Raw genomic sequence first — 18,724 nt, forward strand, 5'->3', positions numbered from 1 at the left:
CGAAAAATAGACGGCGAATCTTACTGGATAGTGCACAGCTTGCCAAGGGCAAGCGCGCAGCCGAACGCTGACGCTTTTGGGGGCTCGGGTCAGGCACGCCAATGTTCGACGGGGTTCTTCCTGCGTGGTGGTGCATCACTTCCGCCACACGGAGAGGTGCCGAATTATCCAGATTGCGCGAAAAATTTCAACCTGCTTTGATGGGCTTCTTTGCCAAGGAGTGTCTATCCGATGGAATACCGCCAGCTCGGCCGTACCGACCTCAATGTCAGTGCCCTGTGCCTTGGAACCATGACCTGGGGCGAGCAGAACGTTCAGGCCGAGGCCTTCGAGCAGATTGCCCGGGCCAAGGCCGCCGGGGTCAACTTCATCGACACCGCCGAAATGTACCCGGTGCCGCCCCGCCCCGAAACCTACGCCGCCACCGAGCGCATCATCGGCAACTGGTTCCGTGACAATCGCGATCGCGACGACTGGGTGCTGGCCAGCAAGGTCGCCGGCCCCGGCAACGGCATCAGCCACATTCGCGACGGCCAGCTCAAGCACAACCGCCAGCATATCGTCGCGGCGCTGGACGAGAGTCTCAAGCGCCTGCAGACCGACCGCATCGACCTGTACCAGCTGCACTGGCCCGAGCGCAGCACCAACTTCTTCGGCAAGCTAGGCTACCAGCATTTGCCACAAGGCCACTTCACCCCGCTGGAAGAAACCCTCGAAGTGCTCGACGAGCAGGTACGCGCGGGTAAGATCCGCCACATCGGCCTGTCCAACGAAACGCCGTGGGGCACCATGAAGTTCCTGCAACTGGCTGAAAGCCGCGGCTGGCCGCGAGCGGTATCGATCCAGAACCCTTACAACCTGCTCAACCGCAGTTTCGAGGTGGGCCTTGCGGAAGTGGCCATCCGCGAGCAATGCGGCCTGCTGGCCTATTCGCCGCTGGCGTTCGGCATGCTCTCCGGCAAATACGAGAACGGCGCACGCCCGGAAAACGCACGCCTGACCCTGTTCAGCCGCTTTGCCCGTTATTCCAACCCACAGACCGTGGCGGCCTGCAGCCGCTATGTGCAGCTGGCCCGCAAGCACGGCCTGGACCCGGCACAGATGGCCCTGGCGTTCGTTACCCGGCAGCCGTTCGTGACCAGCAATATCATTGGCGCGACCAGCCTCGAACAGCTGGACAGCAACCTTGCCAGCCTCAAGCTGAGCCTGAGTGATGAACTGCTGGCGGCGATCGAGGCGATTCACCAGGAGCAACCGAACCCGGCGCCTTGAGCCGGACCCTGTGCTGGTTTCTTCGCGGGCTCGCCCGCTCCCACAGGGACCGTACACAGTTCAGGGCCTATGCAGTACCTGTGGGAGCGGGCGAGCCCACGAAGAAGCACGCGCGGTCCGGCAGGCTAGACACAATCGCCAAAAAATAAGACGATCCAGCCGGTGATTGACCACTCTACCCTATAAGAACAATGACAATGATGTTTACCCAACCCTCCGCGTCGCTGCGGCGCGTCAGCATCCTGGCCATTGACAAGGTGTTCGCTTCGACCTTGATGCAGGCCAAGGATTTCTTCCACCTCGCCAGCTTGCGCTACAGCAAGCAACTGGGCCTGGGCCTGCAGCCCATGTTCGAGATTCGCCTGGTGAGCCCGGACGGCCAGCCCGTGGACAGCTTCAGCAATGTGCAGTTGCCAGTCGAAGGCGGCCTTGACGACGCAGACGTGATCATCCTTCCGGCCTTCTGGGATGACTTCGACAACCTGCTGCAACGTTATCCACAGGTACTGCCTTGGCTGCGTGAACAGCATGCCCGTGGCTCGGTGCTGTGCGCCGAGGCCAGTGGCGTATTCTGGCTGGCCGAGTCCGGCCTGCTCGATGGCAAGGAAGCGACCACCTACTGGCGCTTCTTCAACAGCTTTGCCGAACGCTTCCCGAAGATCCGGCTGAACCAGGACAAGCATCTGACCGATGCAGACAACCTCTATTGCGCCGGCGGGACCACTTCAGCCTGCGACCTGTACATCTACCTGATCGAACGCTTCTGCGGCGCCAACGTGGCCCGCGCCGTGTCCCGCGACATCCTCTACGAAGTGCAGCGCAATTACACCCCGGGACGCATGGGCTTTGGCGGGCAGAAGCTGCACCAGGACCTGATCATCCTGCAGATACAGCACTGGCTGGAAGAACACTTCGCCGACAAGTTCCGCTTCGAGGACGTGGCTCGCAACCACGGCATGAGCATTCGCAATTTCATGCGGCGTTTCCAGAGCGCTACGGGTGACAAGCCGCTGCACTACCTGCAACGGTTGAGGATCGAGACGGCCAAGGGCTTGTTGTCGAGCACGCGCAAGAGCATCAAGACCATCAGTTATGAGGTGGGCTATGACGATGCCAGTTTCTTTGCGCGGCTGTTCCGTCAGCATACCGAGCTGTCGCCGAACCAGTATCGGCAGCAGTTCATGCAAGAGGCTTGAGGCCAATGGGGCTGCCCTGCAGCCCATCGCGACACAAGGCCGCTCCTACAGGGAATCGCTTAATCCTGTAGGAGCGGCCTTGTGTCGCGAAAGGGCCGCAAAGCGGCCCCGGCAATTTCAAGGCTTGTGCGCCCGCGCCAGGAACTCGTGCGACTGCATCTCCAGCAAGCGGCTAAGGGTACGCTGGAACTCGAAGGCCAAGCGCCCACCGGTATACAGGTCCTTCAGCTCCACCTCGGCCGAGATGATCAGCTTGACGTTGCGGTCGTAGAACTCGTCCACCATGTTGATGAAGCGGCGGGCGATGTCGTCGGTGGTGACGCCCATCTGCTCCACGTTGCTCAACAGCACGGCATGGAAGATCTTGCCCAGTTCGATGTAGTCGTTCTGGCTACGAGGGCCGTCGCACAGGGCGCGGAAGTCGAACCAGGCCACGTCGTCACAGGTAAGCAGGGCATTGATCGGGCGATTCTCGATCATCAGCACGTCGTTCTGGACCGCCTGGGTGCACTCGGGGGTCAGTGCCTTGAAGCTTGCGCGCAGGCTCTGGTGAGCCGCTTCATCGAGCGGGTAATGGTAAAGCTCGGCCTGCTCCAGGTGACGCAGGCGGTAGTCGACCCCGCTGTCGACGTTCACCACCTCGGTGTACTGCTTGATCATGGCGATGGCCGGCAGGAAACGCGCGCGCTGCAGGCCGTCCTTGTACAGGCCGTCCGGCACGATGTTGGAGGTAGCCACCAGCGATACGCCGTTCTTGAACAACTCTTCCATCAGGGTGCCGAGAATCATCGCGTCGGTAATGTCCGACACGAAGAATTCGTCGAAACAGATGACCTTGGCTTCTTCGCTGAAGCGCTTGGCAATGATGGTCAGCGGGTTCTTCTCGCCCTTGAGGGTTTTCATTTCCTCGTGCACACGCTTCATGAAGCGGTGGAAGTGCGTGCGCATCTTCTGCTTGAACGGCAGCGCCTCGAAGAAGGTATCGACCAGATAGGTCTTGCCGCGCCCTACCCCACCCCAGAAGTACAGGCCCTTGACCGGGGTCTGCTCCTTCTTGCCGAACAGCTTGCCGAACATACCCGGCTTGTTGTTCTGCGCGTGTACCAGGTCATCGTACAGGCGCTGCAGGTGACGCACCGCAGTTTCCTGCGCCGCGTCATGGAAGAAGTCGGGACGTTTCAGATCTGCTTGATATCGTTCTAGGGGCGTCATGATTCGTTAGCGGGGCAACAAAAAACGGGCCGTCACTGTAGCGACAGGCCCGCTTAATGGCAATCAGTCTGTGGGAGCGGGCGTGCCCGCGAACACCGGCAAAGCCGGTGCCATGCAACGCGGCGCCTGTTTCGCGGGCACGCCCGCTCCCACAGTTTCACCATCTTCAGTCCGGTTGTGGCGCAAGCGCTGCACGCAGGCTTTCGATGGCCGAATCACGGGCTTCGGCGCTGTCGAACTGCGGCCCCTCGGCAACCTGTTCACCGTTCAGCCACAGACCGAAACCCAGGCCTTCGACGCGTACATCCGCCTCGCCACCTTGCTGCAGCTGCTTGCTCACGGCGCCGGCGCTCTTGCCGTCGGCGAAGCTGCGCGACAGCAGCAGTTGCTCGCCATCAGCGGCAAGCAGGCGGAAGCGGAAGCTGCCGTCTTCATCGCGGAAGCTGACGAAACGCGCACTCTTGGCGGCCTTCTTCTTCACTTCGGTGCTGGCCTGCACGCTGCTACGGAACGAACGCAGGCCAACGGCCTCGCGCAGCTGCTCGAGGAATGGCGTGGCGATCTTGCGAGCCTTGGCAGCGCCGGCCAGCAGGATGTCTTCCAGGTCCGCCGGGCGGGCGATCAGCTGGTGGTAGTACTCGCGCTTCTCGGCCAGCTGGCCGTCCAGCAGCTGGAACAGCCGCTGCTTGGCCTCGCCCCAGCCTAGGCCCTGCAGCAGCTCTTCACGGAACTCGGCGCACTGCGCCGGCGTCGAGAAGGCCTGGAACAGGGTGAACAGGTGAGCGTTGTCCGGGTCTTTCGCCTCGCCAGGCGCACGCGAGTCGGTGACGATGCGCGAGATGGCGTCTTTCATCTCCTTGGCGCTGGTGAATAGCGGGATGGTGTTGTCATAGCTCTTGGACATCTTGCGCCCGTCCAGGCCCGGCAGGGTCGCGACGCTCTCCTCGATCACCGCTTCCGGCAGGGCGAAGAAGTCCTTGCCCTGGCCGAACAGGTGGTTGAAGCGCTGACCGATGTCGCGGGCCATTTCCACGTGCTGGATCTGGTCACGACCGACCGGCACCTTGTTGGCGTTGAACATCAGGATGTCCGCAGCCATCAGCACCGGGTAGCTGTACAGGCCCATGGTCACGCCGGCATCCGGGTCCTCGCCATTTTCCAGGTTCTTGTCCACCGAGGCCTTGTAGGCGTGTGCACGGTTGAGCAGGCCCTTGGCGCTGACGCAGGTCAGCAGCCAGGTCAGCTCGGGGATTTCCGGGATATCGGACTGGCGGTAGAAGGTCACCTTGTCCGGATCTAGGCCACCGGCCAGCCAGGTGGCGGCAATTTCCAGGCGCGAACGCTGGATACGCAGCGGGTCGTCGCACTTGATCAGGGCGTGGTAGTCGGCCAGGAAGTAGAACGAGTCGACACCGGGCTGCTGGCTGGCACGGATCGCCGGGCGGATGGCGCCGGCGTAGTTGCCCAGGTGCGGAGTGCCGGTGGTGGTGATACCGGTGAGAATGCGCGTGGTCATGGGTGTTCGCTTATTCAGGCTTGGCTCAGTTCGAAAGGCGCGGCAGCAGCAGATCCTTCAGATCGGTCAGCTTGCCATGGAAGAAGTGTCCGCATTCTGCCACTTTCAGCAGCTCATGGGGGCGCGACAGGCTGTCGGACCAATCGTAAACCAGCTGCGGCGCGACGACTTCGTCGGCGTCCGGCTGCACCACGGTGATCGGGCAGCGCTGCGGCAGCGGGAAATCCGCCGTCAGGCGCATGACCGCCGGGGCGATCATGAACAGCTGTTGCAGCTCTACTCCAGTAGCCTCCAGGCGGCCGGCCAGGCTGGTGGCGACGAAGCCGCCGAACGAGAAACCCATCAGCACCAGCGGCAGGCCCAGGTGCTTTTCGCGCAGCCAGGCCGCAGCGGCTTCGGCATCAGCCACCTCGCCAGCGCCCATGTCATGGGTGCCTGCGCTCTGCCCGACGCCACGGTAGTTGAACCGCAAGGTCACGTAGCCGGCGTCACGGGCGGTGCGTTGCAAGGTCGAGACCACCTTGTTGAGCATGGTGCCGCCCTGGACCGGGTTGGGGTGGCAGATCAGCACCGCGCCACGTGCATTGGCCACGTCCAGGTACAAGGCTTCCAGCTGGCCGCTGGGGCCATCGATGAACAAGGGGGTTTCGCGGACAAGCAAGGCACTACTCCGTGACCTCGGGAGGGGTCGATTCGTCTAGATGAGGAATTCTGTTCTGATTTGCGATCGCTCGCGGTATACAGCGCAGGTCTGAGCCGTTAACGTAAAGCAAAGCCGTTTATAGAGGAAGGACTCGTGGAACTCTCGCTCCTTGTTTGGTTGTTGCCGACCCTGGCCCTGGTCATCGGCGTGGTGGTTGGGTTCGTCGTCGCTCGCCTGCTGCCCAATGCCGCGCCGAGCAGCACCCAGCGTCAACTGGATGATATCCAGAAGCGCTTCGACAGCTATCAGAACGAAGTGGTTACTCATTTCAACAGCACTGCCGTGCTGGTCAAGAAACTGACCCAAAGCTATCAGGACGTGCAGGACCACCTGGCCGAAGGCGCCAACAGCCTGGCCCTGGACGACGTCACTCGCCAACGCTTGCTGGCAGCCCTGCACTCCGAGGCAGCGCAAGGCCCACGCGACCGTTTGACCCCGCCGAAGGACGCCGAAGTGCCACGCGACTACGCGCCGAAAGCACCGAACTCGCCGGGCATGCTCGACGAGAGCTACGGGCTCAAGCGCTGATCTGCAGAAAATGACAAAGGCCTCGCAAGAGGCCTTTTTCATGGGCTGGATTCACTGGCCTCTTCGCGGGTGAACCCGCTCCCACAGGGGCGGCGCAGGTTTCAAATACTGCGCCTGACCTGTAGGAGCGGGTTTACCCGCGAAGAGGTCGGCCCAGGCAACCTAGCTGCAGGCCTGCAATGCCTGCTCGACATCCGCCAGCAGGTCCTCCACGTCCTCCAGCCCCACCGACAGGCGCACCAGCCCCTCCGATATCCCGTGATGCGCCCGCTCCTTCGCGGTATAGCTGGAGTGCGTCATGCTCGCCGGATGCTGCGCCAGCGACTCGGCATCGCCCAGGCTCACCGCCCGCGCAAACAGTTGCAGGGCATTCATGAATCTGCGCCCGGCCTCGATCCCCCCCTTGAGCTCGAACGCGATCATCCCGCCCGGCAAACGCATCTGCCGCTGCGCCAGCTCGTACTGGGCAAACGACGGCAAACCCGGGTAGTGAATCAGCTCCACCTGCGGCTGCCGCGCCAGAGCCTCGGCCACCTGCTGGGCATTTGCGCAATGGCGGTCCATGCGCAGGGCCAAGGTCTTGATACCGCGCATCAGCAGCGACGCATCGTGGGGTGACAGCACAGCCCCGGTCATGTCCTTCAGCCCTTCCAGGCGAATGCGGTCGACCAGCGCCTTGCGCCCCACCACCAGACCGGCAGTGATATCGCCGTGGCCACTCAGGTACTTGGTCGCCGAATGCACCACCAGGTCCGCTCCCAGCTCCAGCGGCCGCTGCAGGTAGGGCGTGCAGTAGGTGTTGTCGACCACGACATGCACATCATGCCCGCGCACCGCCTCGGCCACCGCGGCGATATCCACCAGCTGCATGTTGGGGTTGGCCGGCGTTTCGAAGTAGATCATCCGCGTCTTGCTGTTGATCGCCGCTTTCAGGGCCTTGGCATCGTTCAGGTCGACATGGCGGATTTTCACGCCGAATTCGCCAATGCCATGGTGCAGGAAAGCAAAAGTGCAGCCGTACAATGTGCGCCCGACGATCAGCTCATCACCAGGGCGCAACAGGGTCCAGATCGTCGAGGTGATGGCCCCCATGCCCGACGCCAATGCCAGCCCCGCCTCGCCGCCCTCCAGCGAGGCCATGCGCTGCTCCAGCAGAGCCAAGGTAGGGTTGGAAATGCGGCTGTAGAAATGCCCCGGCTCCTCCCCGGCGAAGCAAGCAGCACCGTATTCGACTGTGGGGAAGGCATAGGTAGCGGTCTGGTACACCGGCGGCACCAGGGCGCCACCGTGGGAAAGCGGATCGTAGCCATGGTGAATGGCCCGCGTGGAAAAACCGGTGTTGTTATGGGAGTCGCGCATGGCAACAGCCTCTTGTGGTTTGCTATAAGCTTATGCCACCGAGCTGCCCGATTTTTTCCAAAATGGCCCACGCATACGCGTGCTTGTTGGAACAAAAATAATAATTACCGGACCAGGAGGGCAAAACATGCCTTCAAGCCTCGACCGCACCGACCGCGCCCTGCTCGCTGCCCTGCAGGACAATGCCCGCCTCACCGTTGCCGAACTTGCCGACCAGGTAGCGCTGACCACCTCGCCGTGCTGGCGGCGGGTCAAGTTGCTGGAGGACAACGGCTACATCACCGGCTACCAGGCCATCCTCTCACCCAAGTCGCTGGGATTTGGCGTGACCGCGTTCGTCAGCATCATGATGGACTCGCACACCAAGGACATGGCACTGGCGTTCGAGCAGCGGTTGATGGAGATTCCCGAGATCGTTGCCTGCCACAACATTTCCGGGAGGTATGATTTTCTGCTGGAGATCCTGGCGCGGGACCTGGAGTCGTTCGGCGAATTCACCCGCGAAGTGCTGCAGCGGTTACCGGGGGTGAAGGAGATCTATTCGAGTTTTTCGTACAAAGCGGTGAAGGAAAAACGGGTGATACCGGTGTCGGAAAAACATATCTAGGACAGGTCTTTCAGCACGCCAGGAACGGTCCTACTGATTACCGAACCGCAGCCGACATACAGCGAGTTACATTTACGGAAAGCTAGCCCATGTAGCGATCAGGAGAACCTACATGGCTAAAGACAACGCATATTATCTCGATGAAGCGCTATACATCAGTGCGCAGCCACCAACGGGCATTGAGCTGCATTATATTGGCGGTGGTGGTGGGCCGGGGGGAGGTGGCTGGGGGCTTAGCGACGGGTATCCTCGCGGGACCAGTCCAACCAAAAGCGATATTGCACGCGTAATTTCCACTCGAAAGGTGTTCGCAGAGGAATACCATATTGTTGAAAAAGATTATTTGGAAAAATACCGTCAAGAGACGAACCAGCTGCCAAGCACAATTGCAGCATTGAAGTCCCAAATAAAAGCGGAAGCGAGCCAGGCAGGCGCCCCTCTGACAGCGGCATCAGCCGAGCAGGTCATTCTCACCACACGCATCAATCAGATGCGTGATCTTTATCTACAGATCCTGCCCGACGCCAACAGTTATTTCGGTGCACCCGCGTTCTATAAACGCGGTGATTCAATGATGAGCCGATTTCTCGACCCGGGCTTTTTCGCCGCAACAACGGGTGAAGAACTGGGGGCAGAATGGGGCGCCAAACTGCACAGTTCATGGGATGGCGCCTATCGCCTGCATCTTGAAGCACTCAAGATTCAGGCACTGGCAGATGACCTGGAAAGCCTGGCAACACAAGTGGATCAGGATGAGCTGAGTCATCAGCCAATGGACTTGTCGCAGGCCATTGCCCGAAGAACAGCGCAAATCCATGCAGAGCGGCAAATTCATTTCAACTGCTTGCCCAGTGTTATTCAGCACGAGTTGGGGCAGACAGTCATTGACGACGCACTCTCGCTCGTTCAGGCACTCAGTGCTTATCTAGCCACTGCTGTTGCCCTGATCCAGGGCAAACAATCGCAAATCCCGTCATACCCGGACCAAAACCCTCAAATCAACGGCCCTCTGTCAAAGCCGCAACTCGAAGGGCTTCTGCACCTCGTGGATGAGCAGCGGTTACGGCGTGCCGGTCCACGCTGGAAGGAGTATCACCAGGCGCTTGCTCTGACCGAATCGATCCGGTTTCTGGGTGTCTACACAAGTGCCACGCAAAACCTGGTGCAGCGCGCCGTTGAGGTAGAGAGCCTGCAAGGGCAACTCGCCGCACAAGAAGAAGCTGCGCGCCAGCAGGCCGAAGCCGAGCAACAATGGCAGGAGGCTATACGCCAGCGCGTGTGCTATAACCACCAGGCGCAGTTTGCAGGATCAGCGCCAGCCGTAATCCCCATCGGCGCTGCAACCTTTGCAATTGCCGAAACATCGTACACAGCATTGAGCAAAGCAATAACTTCGGCGATCAGTCGTCTGGTTGCTGTTTCTCTTCGCTCGCTTTCCGTTGGCACCCTCGCAATGGCCTGGCCATCGACACTGGGCAACAGCGAACGCCACTACCTCATTAGCACCCCACTATCCAGCCTGGTACCGCCTGACGGGCCAGACATTGCCGCGCTGGCCGCAACATCCACCAGTATCGACTTACCGTATCTCATGGCAGGGGCCGAAAGCGAAGACACCCTAGACCTGTATGTGGTGCCAGGCGGCAAACCGGTAGCGGTTCGTGCAGCAACGTTCGACACGGAACGGCAGGTGTACAGCCTGGCGCTGGACAATCCTCAGCGGATTCTGACGTGGACACCTGCCAGTGCTCCGGGTGGTGAGCAAGGAAGTTCCACCAGCCTTCCGCAACTACCCCCAGGCACCATCGTCTATGCCGGTAGCAGCCTGAACCCTGTGAATAACGAACAGGAAGGCTACCCCGCGCTTGATCTGCTGGATCAGGAACGGCTGATCATTACCTTCCCCATGGACTCGGGATTACCGCCTATTCTGGTGGTGTTCAAGAGTCCGCGATATGAGCCAGGTATTGTCATGGGCTCAGGGGCGGAGATCGATGGCATCTGGCTTGGGGACATAACCAGAGGGGCCGGAGCAAAAATCCCGACACAAATTGCAAATGCGCTGAGGGGAAGAGAGTTTCGAGACTTCGATGAGTTCAGAACCGCATTCTGGAAGGCGTTATCCGATACCCCAGAGCTTTCTAGCCAATTCAATGATGCAAACAAGAGTCTCATCGCCAAAGGGCGCGCGCCCAGAGCGCGTGACAAAGATCACCACAAAGGTCACGCAACCTTCATACTCCACCACGTGATTCCAATTTCCGAGAGCGGGGCTGTATACGACGTAGACAACTTAAGAGTAGTTACACCAGCGGCGCATCATGCCATTCACTATGGGGCCTCCGAATGACTCAAAAAGCCACGATCTCCGAATATACAGAACTTGACTTCTTGAATTTCATCAAATCAATAATCAACCCACCAGACAACATAAGCGATCAAGAACTTGATGCACAAATCATGGCATTCAAGACTCTGAGCGAACACCCCAACGGGTCAGACCTAATTTATTGGCCTGAAGCAGACGGCCTTGACACGCCTGAAGAAATTCTACGCATAATAAAAGAGTGGCGTGCAGCCAACGACAAGCCAGGATTCAAACCAGAATGAATTCGACACCCCGCTCACGCGGGGTGTACCACCAAAGCGCAACTCAGTAAAAATTTCCAAACATCCACAGGAAGGCTGCGCCAAGCGCGTTTTGGGCAATGGCCGCAACGGTCGCCTATTTACCGACCAGTATCTCAAGGCCGCTGGCTTTGGCGGCTATAAATAGCAGGATAAAAAAACCCGCCGAAGCGGGGTTTTTCTTGCAGGCAGCCTGGCGCTTAGATCGCGCCACGCTGACGCAGCACGTCCAGCACCTGCTTCACGCCCTCATCCACGCTCGTGGCCTGGGTATCGATCACAAGGTCGGCATCCAGCGGCACATCGTACGGGAAGCTTTCGCCCGGGATGTTGTCGCCACCAGCAGCGTACAAGCCTTGCGGGTCACGCTCACGGCAGGCCAGCGGCGAGGCCTGGACGTAAACGGTCACCAGGCGCTCCTTGCCGATCAATGCCTTGGCCTGTTCGCGGCCTTCTGCATCCGGGGCCACGAACGCGGCCAGAGTCAGCAGACCGGCTTCGTTGAACTGGCGCGCCACATGGGCGGCGCGGCGCCAGTTCTCGGTGCGGCCGGCACGGTCCTGCGGCAAGCCCTTGTTCAGGTCATGGCGCAGGTTCTGGCCGTCGAGCACGTACACTGCACGGCCCATGTCGAACAGCTTGCGCTCCACGGCGTAGGCCAGGGTGCTCTTGCCAGCGCCGGACAGGCCACTGAACAGCACGGTGGCAGGCTGCTGGCCGAAGCGCAGGGCGCGCTCTTCGGTGGCCACATGGCACAGCTTGCCATGATGGCCGGTGCTGCCGTGCGGCAGGACTGGCGGAGCGATGATCATGCCGGCGCCGACCGTGCCGTTGGTCAGCCGGTCGATGACGATGAACGCACCGGTGGTGCGGTTGCTTTCGTAACCGTCCAGGGCAATCGAGGCGTCCAGGGACACCTTGACGCGGCCGATCTCGTTCAGTTGCAACGCGCTGGCAGCGCCCTGCTCCAGGGTGTTCACATCGACCTTGTGGGTGATGCTGGCAATCGAGCCCGGCACGTAGCTGGTGGCGCGCTTGATGTCGTATTTCTTGCCCGGGAGCATCGGCTCCTCGGCCATCCACACCAGCATGGCGTCGAACTGGTCGGTGACCGGCGGGACGTTGTCGGCATGCACCAGCAGGTCGCCACGGGAGATGTCGATCTCGTCTTCCATGGTCAGGGTCACGGCCTGGCCGGGGCCTGCGTTTTCCAGCTCGCCTTCGTAGGTGACGATGGACTTGACGCGGCTGCTCTTGCCCGACGGCAGCACGACGATTTCGTCACCCTTGTGCACCACGCCGCTGGCGATGGTGCCGGCGAAACCGCGGAAGTTCAGGTTCGGGCGGTTGACATACTGCACCGGGAAGCGCAGGTCGGTGAAGTTGCGGTCGGCCGACACTTCGACGGTTTCGAGGATTTCCATCAGCGTCGGGCCGGCATACCACGGCGAACGCTCGCTGTGGTTGACCACGTTGTCGCCCTTGAGCGCCGACATCGGCACGAAGTGCAGGCTGCTCGGCACCAGGTTGATGGCTTCGGCGAACTTCAGGTAGTCGGCCTTGATCGACTCGAACACGCCCTGGTCGAAGCCTTTGAGGTCCATCTTGTTGACCGCGACGACGATGTGCTTGATGCCCAGCAGCGAGGCAATGTAGCTGTGGCGGCGGGTCTGGGTCTGCACGCCGTAGCGGGCATCGACCAGGATGATCGCCAGGTCGCAGGTGGACGCGCCGGTAGCCATGTTGCGGGTGTACTGCTCGTGGCCCGGGGTGTCGGCAATGATGAACTTGCGCTTGGCGGTGGAGAAATAGCGGTAGGCGACATCGATGGTGATGCCCTGCTCGCGCTCGGCCTGCAGACCGTCGACCAGCAGCGCCAGGTCGACTTCCTCGCCGGTGGTGCCGACCTTTTTCGAATCGCGGGTGATAGCCTCGAGGTGGTCCTCGTAGATCATCTTCGAGTCATGCAGCAAGCGCCCGATCAGGGTGCTCTTGCCGTCATCCACGTTGCCGCAGGTGAGAAAACGCAGCAGTTCTTTGCGCTCGTGCTGAGCCAGATAAGCGAGGATGTCTTCGCTGATCAAATCGGATTGGTGCGACATGGAGTAACCCTGAAAATTAGAAGTAGCCCTGACGTTTCTTGTCTTCCATGGAACCGGCGCCATCGTGGTCGATGACTCGGCCCTGGCGCTCGGAAGTGCGCGTCAGGAGCATTTCCTGAATGATGTCGGTGAGCGTCTCGGCTTCCGACTCGACAGCGCCCGTGAGCGGGTAGCAGCCAAGGGTACGGAAACGCACCTTTTTCTTGACGATGCGCGCTTTCTCTTCATCGGTGAGATGTTCGAGGATGCGCTCGTCGTCGATCATGATCAGGGTGCCGTTCTTCTCGATGACTTCACGCTCGGCGGCGAAGTACAACGGCACGATCGGGATGCCTTCGAGGTAGATGTACTGCCAGATGTCCAGCTCGGTCCAGTTCGACAGCGGGAAGACGCGGATCGACTCGCCCTTGTTGACCTTGCCGTTGTACACGTTCCACAGTTCCGGGCGCTGGTTCTTCGGGTCCCAGCGGTGCTTGCTGTCACGGAACGAGTAAACGCGCTCTTTGGCCCGCGACTTCTCTTCGTCGCGGCGAGCACCACCGAAGGCGGCATCGAAACCATGCTTGTCCAGCGCCTGCTTCAGGCCCTGGGTCTTCATGATGTCGGTGTGCTTGGAGCTGCCATGGGTGAACGGGTTGATGCCCTGCGCCACACCCTCGGGGTTGACGTGGGTGATCAGCTCCAGGCCCATTTCCTCGACCATCTTGTCGCGGAAGCTGTACATCTCCTGGAATTTCCACTGGGTGTCGACGTGCATCACCGGGAACGGCAACTTGCCTGGGAAAAAGGCCTTGCGCGCCAGGTGCAGCATCACGGCGGAATCCTTGCCGATCGAGTACAGCATCACCGGGTTGTCGAACTCGGCGGCCACCTCGCGGATGATGTGGATGCTCTCCGCCTCCAGCTGTTTCAAGTGCGTCAGTTTGTCGACCATGGCTACTCACGAAAAACGATCTTATGGACGGCCTGCGGGCCGTGTTCGAGCGAGCCACTTTATCACAGCGGCTGCTTCTATTTAGGAGGCCGGCTAGATCGAAAAAGTCTAACGATATGACTGGGGGTTTGGGCTGGAATAGGGGCCGCTCTGCGGCCCTTCGCGGGCACGCCCGCTCCCACAGGTGCAGCACAGCCCTTGTGGGAGCGGGCGCGCCCGCGAAGAAGGTGACGCCGATGTCAGATCGGGTTCGGGCAATCGATGAACAGGTGCTCCACGGCAAAGCGCCGCGCCAGGTAATCACCCAGCGCCTGCACCCCATACCGCTCGGTGGCATGGTGCCCGGCGGCAATGAAGCTGACGCCATTTTCGCGGGCGCTATGGTAGGTCTGTTCCGACGCCTCGCCGGTCAGGTACAGGTCCACCCCGGCCGCAATCGCCGTGTCGATGTAGCCCTGCCCGCCCCCGGTACACCAGCCGACCCGCCGGATCATCTGCTCACCCTCTACCAGCAAAGGCTCACGCCCCAGAACCTCCCGCACTCGCCGGGCGAAGTCGAGCGCAGTCATCGGCTCGGCCAGCGAGCCGACCAGGCCGACCACCTTGGGGTTCTCCGGGTCCAGCGGCCCTTCGACGGTGATGTCCAGCTGCCGCGCAAGTTGCACGTTGTTGCCCACGTCCGGGTGCACGTCCAGCGGCAGGTGGAACGCCAGCAGACTGATGTCGTTGTTCAACAGGGTCTTCAGCCGGCGCTGCCGGATGCCGGTGACGCAAGGGTTCTCTCCCTTCCAGAAGTAGCCATGGTGCACCAGCACCAGGTCGGCCTCGGCTTCGACTGCCGCATCCAGCAACGCCTGGCTGGCGGTAACGCCGCTGACGATGCGGCTGACCTGCGGCCGGCCTTCGACCTGCAGGCCGTTGGGGCAATAATCCTGGATCTTCGCGCTGCCCAGGTAACGCTCGGCTTCCTCGACCAGGGTGTTCAGAGCGACGGCCATGAAAATCTCCTCGAAATCTGCGTTTTTCTCGGGCACAACGCCCATGCAACGCCCGTATAATGCCGGCCATTATGGGCCGTCGCCGGCACTGGGGGAACCGGTGTATGATCGCGCGCGCTCATGCCCACCGCACGGTCATCGTCCCCGGCTATTTCCAGGATTCATTCATGTTCAAGGCTTTGCGTTATTTTGGCTGGCCCCTGCTTACCGGCGTACTGATCGCCATGCTGATCATCCAGCGCTTCCCGGAGTGGGTAGGCCTGCCCAGCCAGGACGTCAACCTGCAGCAGGCACCGCAGACCACGCGGATCATGCAGGGCCCGGTATCCTACGCCGACGCCGTGACCCTGGCCGCCCCGGCGGTGGTCAACCTGTACACCACCAAGGTGGTGAACAAGAGCGCCCACCCGCTGTTCGAAGACCCGCAGTTCCGCCGTTTCTTCGGCGACAACCTGCCCAAGCAGCGCCGCTGGGAGTCGAGCCTGGGCTCGGCGGTGATCATGAGCCCCGAAGGCTACCTGCTGACCAACAACCATGTCACCAGCGGCGCCGACCAGATCGTCGTGGCCCTGAAGGATGGCCGCGAGACCCTGGCCCGGGTCATCGGCAGCGACCCGGAAACCGACCTGGCGGTGCTGAAGATAGACCTGAAGAGCCTGCCGGCAATCACCATCGGCCGCTCCGACAACATTCACATCGGCGACGTGTCGCTGGCCATCGGCAACCCGTTCGGGGTCGGCCAGACCGTGACCATGGGCATCATCAGCGCCACTGGCCGCAACCAGCTGGGCCTGAACAACTACGAAGATTTCATCCAGACCGACGCGGCGATCAACCCGGGTAACTCCGGCGGTGCGCTTGTGGATGCCAACGGCAACCTGATCGGCATCAACACGGCGATCTTCTCCAAGTCCGGCGGTTCGCAAGGTATCGGCTTCGCCATCCCGGTGAAACTGGCACTGGAGGTGATGAAGTCGATCATCGAGCACGGCCAGGTGATCCGTGGCTGGCTGGGCATCGAAGTACAGCCACTGAGCCAGGAACTGGCCGAATCGTTCGGCATGAAGGACCGCCCGGGCATCGTGGTGGCGGGCATCTTCCGCGAAGGGCCGGCGGCAAAGGCCGGGCTGCAGCTGGGTGACGTGATCCTGAGCATCAACGGCGAGCCGGCCGGTGACGGGCGCAAGTCGATGAACCAGGTGGCGCGGATCAAGCCCAACGAGAAGATTACCATCGAGGTGATGCGCAATGGGCAGCAGTTGAAGCTGATCGCCGAGGTGGGCCTGCGGCCACCACCGGCGCCAGCAGTCGCCAAGGAAGAGAAGTAAGGCTGCGATCTGGTCTCTGGGGGGCTGCTTCGCAGCCCATTCGCAGCACGAGGCTGCTCCTATGTATGGACTCGCCCACACTGTCTAGCTGCTTTTGAACATAGGAACCCGGTTGCATCTATGTATCAGGCCTGTTCGAGGAAGCTTTTTGCTTCTGGCCGACATCGTGGTGAGCTCGCAGCGTGCCGTTTACATTGAGGCCACTGCATCGGGCCTGTAGGAGCGGAGGCATCAGTCTGCGACGGTCTTACCAGGGGTCAATGTTCACTAGCAGGGGTTGGAGCGCTTAGCGCCCCGGTGGCATTACTCGGTTGGTCAGAGGCTCATGGCAGCCTCCGGGTTGCTGTTCGGTTTGTGTTGATAAACCTGGTCGTTCTGTAACAGGGCCCAGATAATGCGCAGATTTCGATTAGCCAGTCTGATCGCCGCTTCCTTGCGCCCAAGGCGGGATAGCCAGCGCAAGAGGCGGCGATCGTCTGGCTGATCGGAATCAGGCCTTAGCTGACTCAAGACAGCATGTGCGCCCTGGATCATCAGGCTACGTATGTAGCCGTCACCTCGCTTGCTCATCCTGCCCAATCTGACTTTGTTTCCACTGCTGTGCTGATCGGGCACGATACCGAAGAAGGCGGAATACATTCGGCCACTGGCGAAGCGGCTGGGCTCGGTCTGTTTCGCCACGATCGCCGTGGCGATGATAGGGCCTACGCCACGAATGGTGACCAGTCGCTGTGCGACTTTATCCTCCCGGGCTGTCGCTTCGAGCCGTCTACTGAGCCCCGCAATGCGTTCACCCAGAGACAGCCAGTCCGTCAACAGCTCATCGAGCAACTCACGCAATAGGTCGGGCAAAGGTAAAGAGGCATCCTCAAGAGACCGCGGCACATGCTTACCAATCGCAGCGTCGCCCTGTGGCATGGATACGCCATGCTCAAGCAGCAAACCACGTATCTGGTTACCCAGCGCGGTATGCCGCTTGATGTTGCCGCGGCGGATACGGTGCAGTGCTTGAATAGCCAGTGCTGTGGTGCTCTTGATCGATATCGAGGCAATACTGGTATCGCGACCGGCGCGCAAAATGGCATGGGTGTCGTTACGGTCGTTCTTCGCGCCGCTGCGGTGTTCGGCGACTCGTTGCGCAGGCAGGATGCGAACCGCATTACCTTTGGCCTGCAGCAGCCTTGCCCAGGCTTGTGCACCTGGGCCGCACTCCATCAAGACGGTCACTGTCGCTGGCAACCTGAGCAGGAAATCATGAAAGGCCTGACGGGATTTGATGCGATCTTCGTAGATCACCCGACCGGTAGCATCCTCGCCTGCTAACTGAAAGACCTGCTTGGCCAGGTCTACACAGATGGTTGTGCAAAGCTCCACATCAGTGGACGACAGGGAACCTTGCTTGGAACTATGCTTTTTCATGGTCTCGCCCTCGCTGCCGTTGGCTTCTTAGAACGCCACCGTGGCACTGTGATGCCTCGGCGGGGGCGAGTCCATCGATTACAGGAGATCGCATTTCCCTTGTAGGAGCAGCCTTGTGCTGCGAATGGGCCGCAAAGCGGCCCCCGGCTACATCAATGCAGGATCTGGCTCAGGAACAACTTGGTCCGGTCACTGCGTGGCCGGTCGAAGAAGTCATCCGGCGCCGCCTGCTCGACGATCTCGCCCTTGTCCATGAAGATCACCCGGTTCGCCACGGTCCGGGCAAAGCCCATCTCGTGGGTCACGCAGAGCATGGTCATGCCATCCTCGGCCAGGCCCACCATGGTATCGAGCACTTCCTTGACCATTTCCGGGTCCAGCGCCGAGGTCGGTTCGTCGAACAGCATGATCTTCGGTTTCATGCACAACGCGCGGGCAATCGCCACACGCTGCTGCTGACCACCGGACAACTGCCCCGGGTACTTGTGCGCCTGCTCCGGAATACGCACCCGCTCCAGGTAGTGCATGGCGATTTCCTCGGCCTTGCGCCGCGGCATCTTGCGCACCCACATCGGCGCCAGGGTGCAGTTTTCCAGGATGCTCAGGTGCGGGAACAGGTTGAAGTGCTGGAACACCATGCCCACTTCGCGGCGGATGGCCTCGATCTGCTTGAGGTCGTTGGTCAGCTCCACACCATCGACCACGATGCGCCCCTGCTGGTGCTCTTCAAGGCGGTTGAGGCAACGGATGGTGGTGGACTTGCCAGAGCCGGACGGCCCGCACAGCACGATGCGCTCGCCCTGGCGCACGTTCAGGTTGATGTCCTTGAGCACATGGAACTGGCCGTACCACTTGTTCACGCCCTGCATCTGGATGATGCCTTCGGGGCCGGCAGGCTGCTTGATCGCTTCACTCATTTCGA

At 60.9% G+C, this 18,724-nt stretch carries 16 protein-coding genes; 7 read left to right on the forward strand and 9 right to left on the reverse strand.

The genetic code is table 11. From position 1 onward, the window contains the following. Positions 1 to 231: 231 nt before the first annotated feature. Together AC2T3R_RS21725 and AC2T3R_RS21730 are read left to right on the forward strand one after the other, a co-directional pair. The gene (locus tag AC2T3R_RS21725) at positions 232 to 1,272 is read left to right on the forward strand and encodes an NADP(H)-dependent aldo-keto reductase (protein ID WP_486744239.1); all 1,041 of its coding nucleotides are present in this window, start codon (positions 232 to 234) and stop codon (positions 1,270 to 1,272) included. A 275-nt stretch (positions 1,273 to 1,547) separates the two neighbouring features. Then, positions 1,548 to 2,468, forward strand: coding sequence for a GlxA family transcriptional regulator (locus tag AC2T3R_RS21730; protein ID WP_169774643.1), 921 nt, complete (start codon positions 1,548 to 1,550; stop codon positions 2,466 to 2,468). 117 nt (positions 2,469 to 2,585) lie between these two features. On the opposite strand, the gene zapE is transcribed toward AC2T3R_RS21730, so the two are convergent. From zapE to AC2T3R_RS21745, 3 genes are all read right to left on the reverse strand, one after another. Beyond that, a complete protein-coding gene (zapE, locus tag AC2T3R_RS21735) occupies positions 2,586 to 3,680 on the reverse strand; it encodes a cell division protein ZapE (RefSeq protein ID WP_486744240.1) in 1,095 nt (364 codons plus the stop codon). A gap of 166 nt (positions 3,681 to 3,846) precedes the next feature. Further along, positions 3,847 to 5,196 (reverse strand): tryptophan--tRNA ligase, encoded by a 1,350-nt coding sequence (locus AC2T3R_RS21740; protein WP_003257163.1) that lies wholly within the window; start codon positions 5,194 to 5,196, stop codon positions 3,847 to 3,849. Between the two features lie 25 nt (positions 5,197 to 5,221). After that, positions 5,222 to 5,857, reverse strand: a complete 636-nt coding sequence (locus tag AC2T3R_RS21745; protein WP_350012749.1) for an alpha/beta hydrolase — start codon at positions 5,855 to 5,857, stop codon at positions 5,222 to 5,224. Positions 5,858 to 5,992: 135 nt separating this feature from the next. Here AC2T3R_RS21745 and AC2T3R_RS21750 point away from each other — a divergent pair, with 135 nt between their 5' ends. Next, entirely contained in the window at positions 5,993 to 6,427 is a 435-nt protein-coding gene (locus AC2T3R_RS21750) for a Z-ring associated ZapG family protein (RefSeq protein ID WP_003257164.1), read from the forward strand. Positions 6,428 to 6,589: 162 nt separating this feature from the next. Here AC2T3R_RS21750 and AC2T3R_RS21755 read toward each other — a convergent pair whose 3' ends face one another. Next, the gene (locus tag AC2T3R_RS21755) at positions 6,590 to 7,786 is read right to left on the reverse strand and encodes a methionine gamma-lyase (protein ID WP_486744241.1); all 1,197 of its coding nucleotides are present in this window, start codon (positions 7,784 to 7,786) and stop codon (positions 6,590 to 6,592) included. 127 nt (positions 7,787 to 7,913) lie between these two features. Between AC2T3R_RS21755 and AC2T3R_RS21760 the strand changes: the two genes are divergently transcribed. From AC2T3R_RS21760 to AC2T3R_RS21770, 3 genes are all read left to right on the forward strand, one after another. Next, positions 7,914 to 8,393: an Lrp/AsnC family transcriptional regulator gene (locus AC2T3R_RS21760; protein WP_016488989.1), complete on the forward strand. Its 480-nt coding sequence runs from the start codon at positions 7,914 to 7,916 to the stop codon at positions 8,391 to 8,393. A 112-nt stretch (positions 8,394 to 8,505) separates the two neighbouring features. Then, positions 8,506 to 10,743 carry an S-type pyocin domain-containing protein gene (locus tag AC2T3R_RS21765; protein ID WP_486744242.1) on the forward strand — a complete coding sequence of 746 codons (2,238 nt, stop codon included), beginning with the start codon at positions 8,506 to 8,508 and terminating at the stop codon, positions 10,741 to 10,743. Further along, positions 10,740 to 11,003 carry a bacteriocin immunity protein gene (locus tag AC2T3R_RS21770; protein ID WP_486744243.1) on the forward strand — a complete coding sequence of 88 codons (264 nt, stop codon included), beginning with the start codon at positions 10,740 to 10,742 and terminating at the stop codon, positions 11,001 to 11,003. Before AC2T3R_RS21765 ends, AC2T3R_RS21770 begins: the two co-directional genes overlap by 4 nt. A 218-nt stretch (positions 11,004 to 11,221) precedes the next feature. On the opposite strand, the gene cysN is transcribed toward AC2T3R_RS21770, so the two are convergent. From cysN to AC2T3R_RS21785, 3 genes are all read right to left on the reverse strand, one after another. Then, positions 11,222 to 13,123, reverse strand: a complete 1,902-nt coding sequence (cysN, locus tag AC2T3R_RS21775) for a sulfate adenylyltransferase subunit CysN (RefSeq protein WP_054573306.1) — start codon at positions 13,121 to 13,123, stop codon at positions 11,222 to 11,224. A gap of 16 nt (positions 13,124 to 13,139) precedes the next feature. Next, complete coding sequence (gene cysD, locus AC2T3R_RS21780) at positions 13,140 to 14,057, reverse strand: sulfate adenylyltransferase subunit CysD (protein WP_013974136.1); 918 nt, start codon at positions 14,055 to 14,057, stop codon at positions 13,140 to 13,142. 239 nt (positions 14,058 to 14,296) lie between these two features. Further along, positions 14,297 to 15,055 (reverse strand): Nif3-like dinuclear metal center hexameric protein, encoded by a 759-nt coding sequence (locus tag AC2T3R_RS21785; protein ID WP_015271733.1) that lies wholly within the window; start codon positions 15,053 to 15,055, stop codon positions 14,297 to 14,299. 167 nt (positions 15,056 to 15,222) lie between these two features. Here AC2T3R_RS21785 and algW point away from each other — a divergent pair, with 167 nt between their 5' ends. Further along, positions 15,223 to 16,383, forward strand: coding sequence for a Do family serine endopeptidase AlgW (gene algW / locus AC2T3R_RS21790; RefSeq protein WP_015271734.1), 1,161 nt, complete (start codon positions 15,223 to 15,225; stop codon positions 16,381 to 16,383). 315 nt (positions 16,384 to 16,698) lie between these two features. Here the strand turns inward: algW and AC2T3R_RS21795 are convergent, their stop codons facing one another. Together AC2T3R_RS21795 and AC2T3R_RS21800 are read right to left on the reverse strand one after the other, a co-directional pair. Beyond that, a complete protein-coding gene (locus AC2T3R_RS21795; protein ID WP_085665802.1) occupies positions 16,699 to 17,757 on the reverse strand; it encodes an IS110 family RNA-guided transposase in 1,059 nt (352 codons plus the stop codon). A 197-nt stretch (positions 17,758 to 17,954) separates the two neighbouring features. After that, entirely contained in the window at positions 17,955 to 18,719 is a 765-nt protein-coding gene (locus AC2T3R_RS21800) for an amino acid ABC transporter ATP-binding protein (protein ID WP_003251792.1), read from the reverse strand. Between the last annotated feature and the right edge of the window lie 5 nt (positions 18,720 to 18,724).

It is taken from the genome of Pseudomonas sp. PVC-5-1, assembly GCF_057444345.1.